Origin of the sequence: Blautia hansenii DSM 20583 (assembly GCF_002222595.2) — a bacterium.
Taxonomy (GTDB): domain Bacteria; phylum Bacillota; class Clostridia; order Lachnospirales; family Lachnospiraceae; genus Blautia; species Blautia hansenii.
On the sequence record NZ_CP022413.2, the window covers coordinates 1579400 to 1595425 of the forward strand.

Annotated in this window: 15 protein-coding genes; 3 read left to right on the top strand and 12 right to left on the bottom strand. The window is 40.5% G+C overall.

What is annotated here, in order from left to right:
- Nucleotides 1-3: 3 nt before the first annotated feature.
- The 8 genes from CGC63_RS07895 to spoIVA form a co-directional block, all read right to left on the bottom strand.
- Entirely contained in the window at nt 4-1986 is a 1983-nt protein-coding gene (locus tag CGC63_RS07895) for a bifunctional cobalt-precorrin-7 (C(5))-methyltransferase/cobalt-precorrin-6B (C(15))-methyltransferase (protein ID WP_003021475.1), read from the bottom strand.
- A complete protein-coding gene (gene cobJ, locus CGC63_RS07900) occupies nt 1979-2710 on the bottom strand; it encodes a precorrin-3B C(17)-methyltransferase (RefSeq protein ID WP_003021471.1) in 732 nt (243 codons plus the stop codon). The genes CGC63_RS07895 and cobJ overlap by 8 nt, the downstream gene beginning before the upstream one ends.
- Nucleotides 2703-3821, bottom strand: coding sequence for a cobalt-precorrin 5A hydrolase (locus CGC63_RS07905; RefSeq protein ID WP_003021469.1), 1119 nt, complete (start codon nt 3819-3821; stop codon nt 2703-2705). Before CGC63_RS07905 ends, cobJ begins: the two co-directional genes overlap by 8 nt.
- Nucleotides 3822-3866: 45 nt before the next feature.
- The gene (gene cobM / locus CGC63_RS07910; RefSeq protein WP_003021466.1) at nt 3867-4628 is read right to left on the bottom strand and encodes a precorrin-4 C(11)-methyltransferase; all 762 of its coding nucleotides are present in this window, start codon (nt 4626-4628) and stop codon (nt 3867-3869) included.
- Nucleotides 4629-4639: 11 nt separating this feature from the next.
- Entirely contained in the window at nt 4640-5335 is a 696-nt protein-coding gene (gene cobI, locus CGC63_RS07915) for a precorrin-2 C(20)-methyltransferase (RefSeq protein WP_003021464.1), read from the bottom strand.
- On the bottom strand, nt 5332-6504 hold the full coding sequence (gene cbiD / locus CGC63_RS07920; RefSeq protein WP_003021461.1) for a cobalt-precorrin-5B (C(1))-methyltransferase CbiD: 1173 nt from the start codon (nt 6502-6504) through the stop codon (nt 5332-5334). The genes cobI and cbiD overlap by 4 nt, the downstream gene beginning before the upstream one ends.
- Before the next feature lie 272 nt (nt 6505-6776).
- A complete protein-coding gene (locus tag CGC63_RS07925) occupies nt 6777-7385 on the bottom strand; it encodes a DUF3786 domain-containing protein (protein ID WP_003021459.1) in 609 nt (202 codons plus the stop codon).
- Between the two features lie 117 nt (nt 7386-7502).
- Nucleotides 7503-8972: a stage IV sporulation protein A gene (spoIVA, locus tag CGC63_RS07930; protein ID WP_003021456.1), complete on the bottom strand. Its 1470-nt coding sequence runs from the start codon at nt 8970-8972 to the stop codon at nt 7503-7505.
- 152 nt (nt 8973-9124) lie between these two features.
- Between spoIVA and CGC63_RS07935 the strand changes: the two genes are divergently transcribed.
- The 3 genes from CGC63_RS07935 to CGC63_RS16060 are packed head-to-tail and all read left to right on the top strand — an operon-like array spanning nt 9125 to nt 11793.
- Complete coding sequence (locus tag CGC63_RS07935) at nt 9125-10603, top strand: putative DNA modification/repair radical SAM protein (RefSeq protein ID WP_022239183.1); 1479 nt, start codon at nt 9125-9127, stop codon at nt 10601-10603.
- A 20-nt stretch (nt 10604-10623) separates the two neighbouring features.
- The gene (locus CGC63_RS07940) at nt 10624-11379 is read left to right on the top strand and encodes a TIGR03915 family putative DNA repair protein (RefSeq protein ID WP_022239182.1); all 756 of its coding nucleotides are present in this window, start codon (nt 10624-10626) and stop codon (nt 11377-11379) included.
- Nucleotides 11380-11433: 54 nt separating this feature from the next.
- Entirely contained in the window at nt 11434-11793 is a 360-nt protein-coding gene (locus tag CGC63_RS16060; protein ID WP_412693780.1) for a PBECR3 domain-containing polyvalent protein, read from the top strand.
- Between the two features lie 221 nt (nt 11794-12014).
- Here CGC63_RS16060 and CGC63_RS07945 read toward each other — a convergent pair whose 3' ends face one another.
- From CGC63_RS07945 to CGC63_RS07960, 4 genes are all read right to left on the bottom strand, one after another.
- A complete protein-coding gene (locus CGC63_RS07945) occupies nt 12015-12866 on the bottom strand; it encodes a bifunctional 5,10-methylenetetrahydrofolate dehydrogenase/5,10-methenyltetrahydrofolate cyclohydrolase (RefSeq protein WP_003021444.1) in 852 nt (283 codons plus the stop codon).
- Between the two features lie 35 nt (nt 12867-12901).
- Nucleotides 12902-13531, bottom strand: a complete 630-nt coding sequence (locus tag CGC63_RS07950) for a cyclodeaminase/cyclohydrolase family protein (RefSeq protein WP_003021438.1) — start codon at nt 13529-13531, stop codon at nt 12902-12904.
- Nucleotides 13532-13564: 33 nt separating this feature from the next.
- The gene (locus CGC63_RS07955; protein WP_089438679.1) at nt 13565-15250 is read right to left on the bottom strand and encodes a formate--tetrahydrofolate ligase; all 1686 of its coding nucleotides are present in this window, start codon (nt 15248-15250) and stop codon (nt 13565-13567) included.
- Nucleotides 15251-15375: 125 nt separating this feature from the next.
- The gene (locus CGC63_RS07960) at nt 15376-16026 is read right to left on the bottom strand and encodes a DUF3786 domain-containing protein (protein ID WP_003021425.1); all 651 of its coding nucleotides are present in this window, start codon (nt 16024-16026) and stop codon (nt 15376-15378) included.

Here is a 16026-nt window from a genome sequence, read left to right on the forward strand (position 1 = left end):
GTTCTATCCTCTCTGCTGACAATTTCCCGTACAGGAAATAATATAAATGGGGTTTTCGCCCATCATCATGTGATATCTGCCGACTGTTTTTGATTTGCTCACAGTCATCTGCACAATTTCTGTGTCCGTTACAGGCAGGGTTTTCAAACACTCCAAAGCTTCTGACACGCTCTCCAAGGCAATACAGTTAATAACTATGCGAACCTTTGAATTTTTCTCTAAAAGCAGTTCCATAATTTCCTTCATATTTCCGGAAGATCCCCCGATAAAGGCATGGGTAGGCGCTTCTAAAGCTTTCATTGCTTCCGGAGCCAGTCCTTCTATAATCTCCAGATTATCCGCCTGAAACTGCTCTTTGTTTTTCTTTAAAAGCTCCACTGCCAGTTCTTTTTTTTCAATGGCATATACTTTTCCCTTATAAGCCCTCAGCGCCATTTCGATTGCCACAGAGCCTGTACCTGCCCCTATGTCATAGCATACAGAGTTTTCAAAAAGTCTCAGCTTGGAAAGAGACACCGTTCGAACCTCTTCCTTTGTCATGGGAACCTTATCTCTTAAAAATTCTTCATCTCTTATGCCGTGGGTTGCCGACTGCTGCCTGTAATTTTCATTTTCCACATATAAAACGCTTAAGCTGTCGCCTTCATAGTCTGCAAAGGTCTCAGGCGTTCCCTTTTGGATTTTTTCATCTGCATAAGACAGCCGTTCTCCAACATAGAGAACCACCTCATCCATCCCATAAGCCAGCAGTTTTTTTGCAAGCTCAGAAACGCTGTCATTCTTTCCTAAAATAGAAAAAACCTTTTTATTTTGTCTGATAAGAGAAAGCAAATTGGCTTCTTCTCCATGATTGCTGGTTAAAACTGTATCATCCCATGATTTCTGAATACGGCTCATAAAATATGCCACCGAAGAAATTCCGCAGATTACCTTTACCTGATTTCCCAAAACCGCAAGAAGCTTTTTGGCCCCACTGTGAAATCCCACATCTCCGGATAAAACCACGGCGATTTTTTCATATTCCGGATGCTCCTGTATGTATGATGCAATTTTTTCACTGTTATATTCCACGTAAATATCCTGCTCTTTTTTTTCACAGGACTCCAACATTCTGGAAGCGCCGATTAGTAAATCCGCTTCCTGTATGGTTTTTTCTGCCTCTTTTGTAAGACTGTCTGTATTTCCCATTCCAATTCCTACAAGGGAAATCTCTGCCTGTGACGGCAATGAAAAGCTTCTGCATAAAATCCGTTTACATTCCTGTAAGGAAACTCCTGTTTCTTTTAAAGGCCGCCCCACCACAACAAGGGTGCATCCGCAAGCTCTGGCTGCTTCCAGCTTTTCCAGAAAACCGCCGCTTTTACCGGACATTTTTGTTACCATGTATTTACAATTCAGCTGGCGAAGCATGGCAATATTAAATTCCTTTGAAAAAGGTCCCTGCATGCAGAGCAGATTTTTTCCCTGAAAGCCCAAGCGGGAACATTCTTCTACTACGTTTGGCAGAGAAAGAACCCGAAGAAAAACACGGTTTTCAAAGTCAGAAAGCACTGTATATTTTGCAGCTTCCTTACTCCCTGTAGTTGCCAGAATATTTCCTGTTGTTTTTCCAAGATAATCAACTGCCGCTTCCACGGTTTCAACATAAACATAGTCCCCTAAATCAGCATTTTCCTGATTTTCCCGAAGAACCCTTAAATATTCTGCGCCTGTATTTTCACATGCGGCTTTTATATTTTTTGTCACCTCCGCAGCATAAGGATGCGTGGCGTCAATAACAAGTGGTTTGTTATTTTTTAAAATCAATTCTTCTATCTGTTCCTGATTGAGCCGCTCATGAGAAATTTCCAGATTTTCATTCTCTCCTAAAAGCTGTTCTCCATATTCCGTTGCCACACAGATATGGGCAGGAACCTGTCTTTTTTCCAGAAACTGTGCAAGCTGCCTGCCTTCGGTAGTTCCTGCAAAAACAATTACTTTACACATTTTTATAGCCTCTTGGCGTTACCATTTTGCCCTGAATATTCATTGTCTGTGAATTTCCGATGAAAACAGTGGTAAACATGTCTACCTTTGTATCACGAAGCTCTTTTAAGGTCATGACCTGCATGTGCTCTCCGTCTCTGCCGATATTTCCCACAATTCCGCATACGGTTTCCGGTGACTGATGCTGCATCATCAAATCGCAGGCTTTTTGCAAGTAATCATGTCTCTTTTTACTGGACGGATTATATAAACAAATCACAAAATCCGCTTTTGCCGCATTTAAAAGTCTTGCCTCAATCTTTTCCCAAGGTGTTAATAAATCACTTAAACTGATAAGGCAGAAGTCGTGGATAAGAGGCGCTCCCAACACAGCAGCTCCGCCGGTTGCCGCAGTCACGCCGGGAATAATCTCCAGTTCCACTTCCGGATATTTCACACCGATTTCATACATCAGCCCTGACATTCCGTAAACACCTGCATCTCCGCTGCAAATCATGGATACGGTCTTGCCCTTCATGGCTTCCTCAAATGCCATAACACAGCGGTCTACCTCTTTCTTCATAGGTGTTGTCAAAAATTCTTTTCCGCTGAAATGTTCTTTCACCAAATCTACGTATACGGTATATCCAATAATTACGTCACTGTTCTTTAAAGCATTTGCTGCCTCGATTGTCATTTTTTCATAAGCGCCGGGACCAATTCCCACAACATATAATTTATTCAAAGTTCACACTCCATTTCTTCATAGCCAGCGCCACTGTCACGCCGTCCTTTGCATATTTTCTCTGTATCAGTCTGCCTTTTCCGTCCTTACTGCTACCTAAAAGCGCCGCTCTTTCACAGACATTATCTACGCCTGTCACATTCTCCACGAACTGAGAGCTGGCATAAGTGCCTTCTACCTCCTGAAGCTCTTCCGCAGTATAAGTAATAAACGGGATTTTCCGCTCCTTGCAATATTCCAGAATACCCGCCTCTTCCTTCTTCAAATCAATACTTGCCACCTGCTCCATAGCCACAGAAGGAATTAAAAGCTCATCGCAGGCTCTGCGTACAACGCTTTCTACGGTTTCCTTATCTGTTCCTTTTTTACATCCCAGACCTGTGGTAATTACTCTTGGAATTAAATATAAGGTATGCACAAACGGATGCTCCAAATATCCTGTGGTAACACAAATACCAATCTCCGGTTTTTCTTCATCCTCCTTCTGACAGAGCTTTAACTCATCCGGAATTTCTCCCAGCCATGGAAAATCACTGACAAATCCAACTTCCTTTCCTGCCAGAAGAGCCGCTGAAATTTCCTTTGCCAATTCCATATCGGAAATAAAGCAGCCGTTTTTCTTGGCAAAAACATCTACCGCAAACTTATCGTTTAAATCGGTGGCTGTTGTAATAACCGGCTGGGCACGAAGAATTTCTGCAATTTCTTCCGTAAGCTCATTTGCGCCGCCAATGTGTCCGGAAAGAAGAGAAATGGCAAACTGTCCCTGTTCGTCCACGACCACCACAGCCGGGTCTATCTTTTTGCTTTTTACAAAAGGAGCAATACTTCTTACCGCAATGCCGCAGGCTCCTACAAACACAATGGCATCACAATCCTCAAATCTTCTTCCTGTCCACTCTTTAATAGACTCGTCCACAGGTTTTGCAAACTGCTTCACACTTCTGAAATCCTGAGAGTCCTCATCCAGCTGAGACTCATCTAAAACCTTTTTCGTATATTTACTTTTGGTGTAGGATGCCACCTCATAAGAACGTTCTTTTAATACCCAGTAAAGCATTTCGCTTAACCGATATCCCGACTGACTGAAACTGATTATTGCTATTTTCATTTTCTACAATCCTTTCTTACTGTAAAAACCTTCCTGCTTATCTGCTTACAAATCTGTTCCCTTGCGAAACTCCGTAGTAAATCCGGGGTCATATAATTTTGAACGGTCATACTGCGGATGTGCCACCACATCACCGATAATCATCAGAGCCGTTTTGGTGATATTATTTTCTCTTGCTGTCTGTGCCAAAGTAGCAACCGTACAGACAAAGCTCTTTTCATCCTCCCATGTGGCACGATATACAATCGCTGCCGGTGTATCCGGTTCATAACCGCCTTCAATTAAACGCTTTGACAGCTCCTCCAGCATACCTGTACTTAAAAATACTACCATGGTTGCGTGATGCGCTGCAAAGGACTCAATACTTTCTTTTTCCGGAACAGGCGTTCTTCCTGCCATACGTGTAATAATGACACTCTGGGATACATTTGGCAGTGTATATTCCAGATTTAAAGCAGACGCCGCTCCGCAAAAAGAGCTGACGCCGGGACAATAATCATAAGCAATCCCCTTTTCATCCAGTACATCCATCTGTTCCCGAATTGCACCGTAAAGACAGGGGTCTCCTGTATGTAAACGCACGGTCATTTTCCCATCTTTTTCTGCCTGAAGCATAACCTCTAAGACCTCTTCCAGTGTCATTTTTGCACTGTTGTAAATTACACAGTCCTCTTTTGCATAATCCAATAACTGCGGATTTACCAGAGAGCCTGCATAAATCAATACGTCTGCTTCTTCTAAAAATGCTTTTCCACGCACTGTGATTAAATCGGCTGCCCCGCTTCCTGCACCTATAAAATGTATCATCTTCTTTCACCTCATTTGTTTTCTTTCACAATAATTAAAGAATAGTATCCTGCTTTTTCCGGAATGTCTTCTGCGGACAAATAAATCTTTTCATCCGGCATACCGCAATTTTCAATCATCACTGCCTGCTGCCCGCTGTTTACAATGCTTTCCTTTACCTGCTGCATTTTACTTCCTGTTTTCATCAGTACCTTTGTTCCCGGCATTTTTAAGATTTCATCCATTTCCTCTGCACGGTAAGTTGCAGGAATTACATGGAGGGGCTCTGCCATTTCTACCAGTCCCATATTCAATCTTGCCGCTACTGCACAAAAGGATGTAATTCCGCTGACGATTTCGACCTCATAGCCTCTGGATAAAATTCTTTTATGTACGTATAAATAAGTCGAATAAACCGTAGGGTCGCCTAAAGTCAGAAAGGCTACCTGCTTTCCTTCTTTTAAATAAGCTTCAATATCATTGGCTGCCTTTTCATGATTTGCTTCCAAAACAGCCTTATCCTTTGTCATAGGCATTGCAATGGGAATTAGATTTTTTTCATCCAGCTCCTCATATACCCCTTTTACAATCTGATATGCAACACTTTTTTGAATATCGTTCCCCGGAACTGCAATAACATCGCTTTCCTTAATCAGGCGAAGCGCCTTTACTGTTAATAATTCCGGATCACCTGGTCCTACTCCGAGTCCAAATAATTTTCCCTTCATTCTTCTTGTCCTTTCCGGTACTGATGATTTAATAAATCCGTCAGTTCCTTTACATTCTCTGTCTCTCCAAGATAACCAAACTCATTGGAATACAGCACAGCGCCTAAAAGCATTCTGTTATAAGCTCTGTGATTTAAGTAAAACAGAATTCTGTCTGTCAGTTCTTTCATAACCGGATTTAATAATCCTTCTCTTTGAATAATTTCCAATGCTTCATCCGTCGTAACGGTATTCAGAATTTCCTTCGCACTTTCCAAAGAAATTCCCGCCCGAAGGGCATTGGCGCTTAAAATTTCTGCTCTGGCATCTGCACATCTGGAATGGGTATTCATAATACCTGCTGCCACCTTCACAAATTTTCCGATATGAGAAATGAACAAAATCCCTTCTACGCCCATGGATACTGCCATATCCAGAGCTTCTCCCACATAATTGCTGCACTTTATATTTTCCTCGAAAGGCAGACAAAGATGCTCCTTCATATAGGCTGCACCATAATTTCCGGGGGTAATCAGCAGGTATTTTGCACCGTTTTCTACCTTCTGACGCATTTCTACCTCAATACTTTTTATCAGAGCAGCCTCACTCATAGGCTCTACAATTCCCGATGTACCAAGTATGGAAATCCCCCCTTCAATCCCCAGTCTGGGATTAAACGTTCTTTTGGCAATTTCCGCTCCTTTTGGCACACTGACGGTTACCAGAAGTCCGCCCTCATAATCTGCATCATTACAAACGTTTTCCATCTCTCTTTGTATCATAGCACGGGGAACTTTGTTAATTGCCGCATTCCCTAAAGGCTGTTCCAGCCCTTTCTTCGTTATTCGACCTACGCCAATGCCGCCTTCAATGCAAACGCCTCTGTTCTCTGTTTTTTCAACCTTTGCAAAAATCTCAATGCCGCTTGTGGCATCCGGGTCGTCTCCTCCATCCTTTTGAATGGCACAGGAAACCCAGTTCTCTCCTCTGGTAATATGCAGAACCTTCAGATGAAGGGAAATTCCCTTTGGTGTCATGAAATCTACATATCTTTGCTCCTGCCCTGCAAAAAGCATCAGCGCCGCTGCTTTAGCCGCTCCTGCGGCACAGGAGCCGGTAGTATATCCAAAACGCATTTTTTTATTATTTACAATACTGTAATACTCTTCTAATCCTGTTTTTTCTTCCATTGTCTATTCCTTTAAAAGCAAAAATTCGCTGTCCTCTAAGACAACGAACTCTCCATTGGATAATAGATACCCTTTTTTATTTGAAGTCATCCGGTTGCCGCAGATGCTCTTCATTCCTCTAAGCAATCTATGTATCTGGCTTTACAGTAACGGACTTGCACAGGAATTTCACCTGCTTCCATAAAAATGCTCAGTTCTGTTTCTTTCCTCAATAACCGTACTCATTATATAATTTTCCCTGTAAAAAGTCAACGCAAAACCAAGCTTTACTCTCAAATCCTCATAGCTGCTATCAATCTTTTTGTTCCTGTTTCCGCTAAAACCGGAACGCTTTCCGGATGTGTCCATTGAGCAATCCGATTACCAAAAAGAATATTGGCTGCCGCCGGAAACTCCTCGTCACTGTCCCAGAAAATATAAGTAAGGGAAATCATTGGAAATGCCTGCAAGGTAATACTGACATCGCCAAATTTTTCCTGTTTGCCGCCTATTTCTATGCCCGCCTTTAAAAGCGCATCTCCACGTCCCTGAAAAGCTTTTTTTAAAGGTTCCAGCGCCATTCGGTTATAAGCCGCCTCAAAAACAGCTGCTTCCCTGATTTCCCGAAACGGAACCTTCCTGTCACTTTTCTGCGCAAATTCCTGATGGCAGCATAAGTGGTGCATAATGGTCAAACGGTCGCTTACGCAAAGCTCCTGTCCTGTTTCTCCTGTAATCTCTCCCGTGGCTTTTTCTACACGGCAGTTTTCATTAAAAAATGGAACATACAAATAATAAGTATCTGTTTTCAGTTGTAATCTCTTCGCCGTTTCATCTATATTCTTTTTTAAAAAACGTTTTTGAAATTCTTGAAATACTTTTTCATAATTGGAGTCTTCCATGAAAAATATCATCTCTTTTCTTTTGCTTTTCTTTTTGTCATTTTATCATAAAACTTTCTTTTTCACAACAAAAGAGAGACTGCCGCATTCGCATACAGCACTCTCCCTCTTTCGATTTTATATAATAATGCAAACCATTCCGCCTTTGCTGTCATTGACAATTTTCTGCATGGTATCTTGAAGCTTTATCTGACTTTCATCACCGATTTGAATCAGTTTTGTGTGAATTCCATCCTCCACCAGCTCTCCGATGGATTTCCCGAAAATATTTGTCTGCCAGATACTTTCCTTTCTCTCGTCACTTGTTTTAATATAAGAAATTAAATCCTTTGCCTGTTCTTCGCTTCCCACAATCGGCGCAATTTCTGTCTCGATATTTGCCCGTATCATGTGAATGGAAGGACTGACCGATTTTATTTTTACCCCATATTTATTACCCTGCTTGATTACCACAGGTTCTTCCAGCTTAATCTCGTCTTTTTGCGGTGTAACCACACCATATCCCTTTCCCTTAACAGAAGAAATGGCATCCTGCACTTTTACGTATTCTGCCTTCATTTTTGCCAATTCCTGCATGGTATGAATAAGCTCGTATTCATCGGAGATGTCTACCCCTGTCATTTCACTTAGAATTTCATAATACCACACATCGTCCATATCCACTCGTATTTTCAATTTTCCCGTGGATAAATCAGTCTTTTCCAAAAGAAGATTTTGGATATATTCAGAAGAAACCCGCATATTTTCTTTTGTCGCATCTTTGACATAACGCATTTTTTCCATAAGCTTTTTAATACTGTCAATTAAATCTTTTTTCAAATAATGCTCCGAAGGAAGCATTTCCACCCATTTTGGAACGTAAAATTCCATCTGCACAATGGGAAATTCATATAAAATTTTTTCCATAATCCGACAAATATCTTCTTTTCTGAGCTGTTCACAGTTCAAGCTTAAAACACCTGTTTGATATTTTTGTTTTAATTCCTCTACCAACTTTAAGGTTTCTTCTTTATAGGGCTTTTGAGAATTTACTAAAATCAAAAAAGGCTTTCCTGTTTTCTTTAGTTCTGCCACGGTTTTTTCTTCACTGGAAATATAATTTTCTCTTGGAATTTCACCGAAAGAGCCATCGCAAGTCAAAACAAGCCCAATGTTTGAATGTTCTGTAATTACTTTTTGCGTACCGGTTTCTGCTGCCTGATGGAAGGGAATTTCATATCCAAACCATGGAGTTTTTACCATACGCTCCTTACCATCCTCCATATTTCCGGAAGCCTCAGGCACCATAAATCCCACGCAGTCAATCAAACGTATCTTTGCCGAAAGGTCTTCTCCTATTTGAATTTTTGCAGCTTCTTTCGGAATAAATTTAGGCTCTGCCGTTGTAATCATCTTTCCCGAACCGCTTAAAGGAAGCTGGTCTCTGACTTCCTTTTTCAACGGTTCTTCCATATTGGGCAATGCTGCAATTTCCATAAATCTTCTGACAAAGGTTGACTTTCCTGTACGCACAGGGCCTACCACACCAATATAGATTTCGCCGCCTGTACGTGCCTGTATATCTTTATAAATATTATATGTATCCATACTATACCCCCTTTATTCTATTACTAAATTATATGCCTGAGAAAAATAAAAAATTACCAGTCATTGCCAGAACGTTTGTTCTTGACTTTTTCATTTCCTGCTCTTATAATAAAAGCAGAACATACATTCGATTTAATTTAAAGGAGTACCTTATGAACATTCAAACCTCATTCACAATAAATCAAAAGCTTGAAATCTTATCCGATGCTGCCAAATACGATGTTGCCTGCACTTCCAGCGGTGCAGACCGCCGAGGGGCAAAGGGGCATTTAGGCAACTCCTGTGCCTCCGGTATCTGCCATAGCTTTGCCGCTGACGGAAGATGTATTTCCCTGTTAAAGGTCCTGTTCTCTAACGAATGTATTTACGACTGTAAATACTGTTTAAATCGCCGCTCCAATGACAGAGTCCGCACTACCTTTACGCCGGAAGAGCTTTGCGGCATTACTGTGGAATTTTATAAGCGCAATTATATTGAGGGCTTATTTTTAAGCTCCGGTGTTATAAAAAGCCCCGATTTCACCATGGAGCTTATTTACCAAACCTTATATCTTCTGCGAAATAAATATCATTTTCGTGGCTATATCCATGCGAAAGCTGTGCCCGGCGCCCACCCTGACCTAATCCAGAAAACCGGCTATCTGGCAGACAGAATGAGCGTAAATATAGAACTTCCCACAAAAGAAGGGCTGGCAGCCCTTGCTCCGGGTAAAACGCATGATAAAATCTTACAGCCTATGTCACAAATACAGCAGAATATCGCAGCTTCCCGTTTAGCGCTGGGAAAATCATCTTCCTTTGAACGCCATCACGGAAACCGCTATTTGCCAGACTCTATTTTTTCAAATGACAGGCAAAAGCAGCTGAATGCCTCTGCTTCCTCCTTGACTGTGCAAACCGCAGCTTCTCTGTCTGCGCACAACACTTCTGCTTCTTCTTTCGTTCCTGCCGGTCAAAGCACACAGATGATTATCGGAGCAGCTTTGGAAAATGATTATGAACTTTTAAAAGTCACTCAGACACTGTATCAGAAGTTCGACTTAAAGCGTGTATTCTTTTCTGCCTATATTCCGTTAAACGAAGACAGCCTGTTGCCCTCACCCGATACTCCGCCACCTCTTTTACGGGAACACCGTCTGTATCAGGCGGACTGGCTGCTGCGCTATTACGGCTTTCATGCAGAAGAATTATTAAGCCCTGAAAAACCCAATTTCAACCTGCTCCTTGACCCTAAATGTGAATGGGCGCTAAGACACTTAGATCAGTTTCCCATAGAAGTTTCCACTGCAAGTTACAGTCAATTACTAAAGGTTCCCGGCATTGGAAATAAATCGGCTCTTCGCATTGTTCAGGCAAGAAAAAATTCAACCTTGGATTTTTCTATTTTAAAGCGTCTTGGGCTTGTTCTGAAGCGGGCACAATATTTTATTACCTGTCACGGGAAAATGCTCTATTCCATGCCCATTGAAGAAAACTTTATTACCCGACAGCTTACCGCAGAGCAAAAAGAAACCTCATGGAAGCTGGAGCATCCTCAGACCTACCAGCAGCTATCTCTGTTTGATGACCATTTTCTCGATGTTCCGCCCACCATAGAGGATAAATGCAAAAGTATTCTGGGACAATTTTAAAAAATGAAAGGAAAATTGATATGATTGTTTTTACATGCTGTGATACCTTTGATGATATGATGACCTGCATCTACGATGCCTGGGCTGCCCGTTTAGGTCATTCTAATATTCGCCTTCAGACAGAGCCTATTGGAAATTTCGAATTATTTTGTGAATACCGCCATATTGATGCAGATAAAGAAAAAGTAAAAAAAGTCATCCGCTCTATTCAAAATAAAATATGTCCGCAGGCTTTTTATGATGTCTATACCGCATCTCTTTCTTATGAAAGTAATAAACTGGATATTATTTATCGTTTCTTAATTGTCGGATTTCTCTATCAAAAACAAGTCATCCAAATGCTTGGAAATCCGGCTGTTGCCGCCCTGTTTGAGTTAAAAAGAAAGGTAACAAATGAAGCCCATCAATTTCGTGAATTTGTACGATTTTCCAGACTTAATGAAAATATACTTCTTTCTGTTATTGAACCAAAATGCAACGTACTTACTCTGCTTGCTCCTCATTTTGAAGACCGTATGCCTTCGGAAAACTGGATGATTATTGATAAAAATCACATGATTGCTTTAATCCATCCTTTGGAGCAAAAATCCTTTTTAAGTCCTCTTACCAAAGAAGAACTCTCTTTTCTGGAAAATTCAAGACAGGACACAGACTTGTATTCTGAGCTTTGGAAAACATTTTTTCATTCTGTTGCCATTAAAGAAAGAAAAAACGCAAGATGCCAAAGAAACCTTATGCCCCTTTGGTTTCGGAAGAATATGACAGAATTTCCATAGAATATTTTTATTCGCACATACAGACAAGAGGTGATATAAATCACGAACGGCAAAATATTTCCTGTTGCATCTTATAATAAAGAATTTCACAACTATCTACCTATACATTTTAATCAAGACGTTATATATCAATCCTGTGGTCCAGAAAAGCATATAAAAAAAAGACATCCGGAATGTCTTCCCTATCTCAAATTTATCTCATCTATCATTTCATCTCCGGATTATATCGGAGTAAATCCTAATGAGATTGGAGACAGTTTTGAACTTGTCAAAAGGTTTCATGATAATATTCAAATCGGAATAAAACTTGATATGAAAGAAAATTATTTATATGTTTCCACTCTGCACACTATTACTAATGGAAAATTAAAACATGGTATCGCAAATGTCCGCTTAAAAAAATTTGACAAATAGTATAATTTCCTCTATAATATGGACACAATAAATTAAATTACAAAGGTCGGAAAGGCTCCCGACACACTCGTAAGAGTACCTGAGATGCTGGATACGCCGCCCAGCTTGTAATTTCTAAAACAAAAGGTGTTTCCATTGCGGAAACACCTTTTGTTTGTTGTATTAAAAAGGAGTTATCACCTGAAATATACATCAGGTGATAACTCCCTTAAAAAATTTCACTAAGCGAATTTTCTCTTAGCCGCTTCTACTACATGACCTACTAAAACAGAGGTTGTAACGCTTCCTACTCCGCCCGGAACAGGTGTGATTGCTTCTACAATTGGTTCTGCTTTTTCAAAATCAACGTCACCACAAAGCTTGCCTTCTTCGTTTACATTGATACCTACATCAATAACAACCTGACCTTCTCTCAAATATGTATCGTCTACCACACCTGCACGACCGGCAGCTACAATAACGATATCAGCTTCTTTTACAACAGAAGGCATATCAACAGTTCTTGTATGACATACAGTAACTGTTGCATTTTTCTTAATAAGCATCATAGCAGCAGGTTTTCCAACTACTAAGCTTCTTCCAACTACAACTGCCTTTTTACCTGTGCAGTCAATTCCATAGTGATCCAGAATTTCCATACATGCCTGTGGTGTACATGGTGGGAAACCTACGTTCTTTCCAGTAAATACACCTGACATAGAACCATCTGTCATACAGTCAACGTCTTTTGCAGGATCCAAAGCATTCTCAATTACGGACTGATCTAAGTGTTTTGGAAGTGGACGGAATAATAATACTCCATGGATGTTGTCATCTTTGTTTACTTTATCGATTGTTGCTAATAATTCTTCCTGTGTTACATCAGCAGGAAGTAAAATCTTCTCGCAAGCAACTCCTAGAGTTTCGCAACGTTTTGTAGCTCCTCTTTCATAGGAAATATCGCTTTCATTTTCACCCACACGAATAATACCTAATGTAGGTTTTACTCCTTTTGCTTCCAATTCTGCAACATCTGCTTTAATTCTTTCATTTAACGCTGCTGTTACTTCTTTACCAAGTAATCTTTTAGCCATTTTCTAGCTTCCTCCAATTTCTTTTTCTGATTTTCTTATTTTAATCTGGATAATACGCTTTCAAATGTTTCATCTGCAATTTTTGTATATTTTTCCAGCATAGCATCTGCTTTCTGATTTAATTCTTCTGCATAAGCTCTGTCTGCCATAGATTTTGTATTAATATATACATTCAGACTTGCACCTTTTAATGCAGCTTTACAGAATGCAGCGCCTACACCTGCATCACTGATTGCTAATGTAGAACCTTTTGCAGCAAATTCAACGATTACTTCAATCGCTTCACAACATTTTTCCATAATTTCCATTGGAACGGAACAAGCGTCTTTTAATACGATTTCCATAACTCTTGCTTTTTCTGCTTTTTCTTCTTCTGTACTTCTTGGCATACCATAAGCTTTTGAAAGAGGTTCAAATACTTCCGCATCTCTTTCAATCAGACGAAGAAAATCTTTCTGGAGTTCATCGCATTTTTTCTTTAACTCCCACATTTCATCTTCTACTTCGGCATATTTCTTTTTCCCTACGGTCAGACTTCCAACCATATTTCCTAAAGCAGTTCCAATTGCACCTACTAATGCAGATGCGCCGCCGCCGCCCGGTACAGGAGCCTTTGATGCTAATACTTCTACAAATTCATTACATGGTACTGTTGAAAATCCCATTGTTGTATCCTCCTTAAAACTCCGTATCTATTCTTAGAATAGACCGGTAATTTTTCCTCTTTCGTCCACGTCAATCTTCTCAGCAGCCGGTACTTTTGGAAGTCCTGGCATTGTCATGATTTCTCCTGTCAATGCTACGATAAATCCTGCACCTGCGGAAATCTTCAGATTTCTTACTGTTACTTCAAAATCGGTCGGTGCTCCCAGTTTTGTCTGGTCATCTGTCAGACTGTACTGTGTCTTAGCAACACAGATTGGGCAGTTTCCATATCCCATCGCTTCTAACTGTGCAGCCTGTTTCTGTGCGTTTGCAGTCAGAACGACTCTCTTACCACCGTAGATTTTCTGTACAATCTGGTTCAGCTTATCTTCAATACTTCCCTCTAAGTCATAGGAGAATGTGAAATCGTTTGGTTCTTCTACCAGACGGATAACTTCTTTCGCCAGTGCAATTCCGCCTTCGCCGCCTTTTGCCCATACTTCAGACAGTGCAACGTTTACGCCCAGCTCTCTACATTTGCTTTCTACTAAGTCAAGCTCTGCCTTTGTATCGGTTGGGAATGCGTTGATTGCTACAACACATGGAAGTTTATATACATTTTTAATGTTGCTTACATGTTTTAACAGGTTTGGAAGTCCTTTTTCCAGAGCTTCTAAGTTTTCGTTATTTAAGTCTGCTTTTGCTACTCCGCCGTTGTATTTTAATGCACGAACGGTTGCTACGATTACAACTGCGCTTGGAGTCAGACCGGCCATACGACATTTAATGTCTAAGAATTTCTCTGCACCTAAGTCAGCGCCGAAGCCTGCTTCTGTGATTGCGTAATCCCCTAACTTCATAGCCATCTTTGTTGCGATTACAGAGTTACATCCGTGAGCGATGTTTGCGAATGGTCCGCCGTGTACGATTGCAGGTACATGCTCTAAGGTCTGTACTAAGTTTGGTTTTAAAGCATCCTTTAACAGTGCACACATAGCGCCTTCTGCATGTAAATCATGAGCTGTTACCGGTTTCTGTTCAGAAACTTTTCCATAAGTATATCCAACGATAATACGTCCCAGTCTTTCTTTTAAGTCTGTGATGTCTTTTGCAAGACACAGAACTGCCATGATTTCGGAAGCTACGGTAATATCATAACCGTCTTCTCTTGGCATACCGTTTGTCTTTCCGCCCATACCGTCAAGAACAAAACGAAGCTGACGGTCGTTCATATCCACACATCTTCTCCATGTAATCTTTCTTGGGTCGATGTTTAATTCGTTTCCCTGATAAATGTGGTTATCCAGCATAGCTGCCAGAAGGTTATTTGCTGCACCGATTGCATGGAAGTCACCGGTAAAGTGCAGGTTGATATCTTCCATTGGAACAACCTGTGCGTATCCGCCGCCTGCTGCACCGCCTTTTACACCGAAAACAGGTCCCAGTGAAGGCTCACGCAGAGCAACCATAACATTTTTACCAAGTCTCTGCATACCGTCTGCAAGACCAACCGTTGTTGTTGTTTTTCCTTCTCCTGCCGGTGTCGGATTGATTGCTGTAACGAGAATTAATTTTCCGTTTGGCGCATCGGACTCTTTTAATAAATTGTAGTCAATTTTTGCTTTGTACTTTCCGTACTGCTCCAGATATTTATCATCAATACCTGCCTTTTCTGCAATTTTTGTAATCGGTTCCATTGTGCACTCCTGTGCGATTTCAATATCTGATTTGAATCCCATTCCAAAAACCTCCTTAAAGTTAATAAAATTTAAAGAATAAAATGGCTATGCCACATTATTTTCATTATCATTTATATGTCCAATTTCAAACTTTAGAAATTTATTTTCTGTTTTCTCTTTTTATTTTAAAATAACTTTCTTTCTACCGCTTTCATCATGTTGATTGCAATATCACCTGCCACTGCCAAATCTTCCGCAGCAAAGCTCACCGCAAAGTTATCTGAAAATAAAATCTGTGAAGAAGGAGGAAATTCATCGTCACCTTCCCAAAGGATAAACTTTATAAATAAATTATTCATAAATTCTAATTTATAAGAACAGTCGCCTTCGGTAGATTTTTCTGCTCCTAAATGCTCCATAACCTTCTGAAAATGCTCCAGTTTATTCCCATAGGAAAAAGCAAAGCGCATTAAGCATCTGCCCTGAAACTGACGAAAATAAACTTCGCCCCACGGAACATCATGATAAGTCAGAAATTTTCCTGAAAAAGGAGCTGCAAAGCGTTCTGCCAAATACCGAATAATAAATATTTTCGCATTCATAGCTTCTTCTAAAGGATAAACCCCAATCTCATCCTCCACATGAGAGATTTCATAATCCGGGAATGAAACAAGATAAGTGCTTCCCATAAAACATACGGTAAATTTCCGGCTTTCCTCGTCATAAGAAATTCCCGTTCTTTCACTGATTTCGTTCGGATCCATATCTTTATAAGCTGCTAAATAATGTTCATAGGGACGCTGCTCTTTACTGTCTTTTGCGTAGTCAAAATTCAT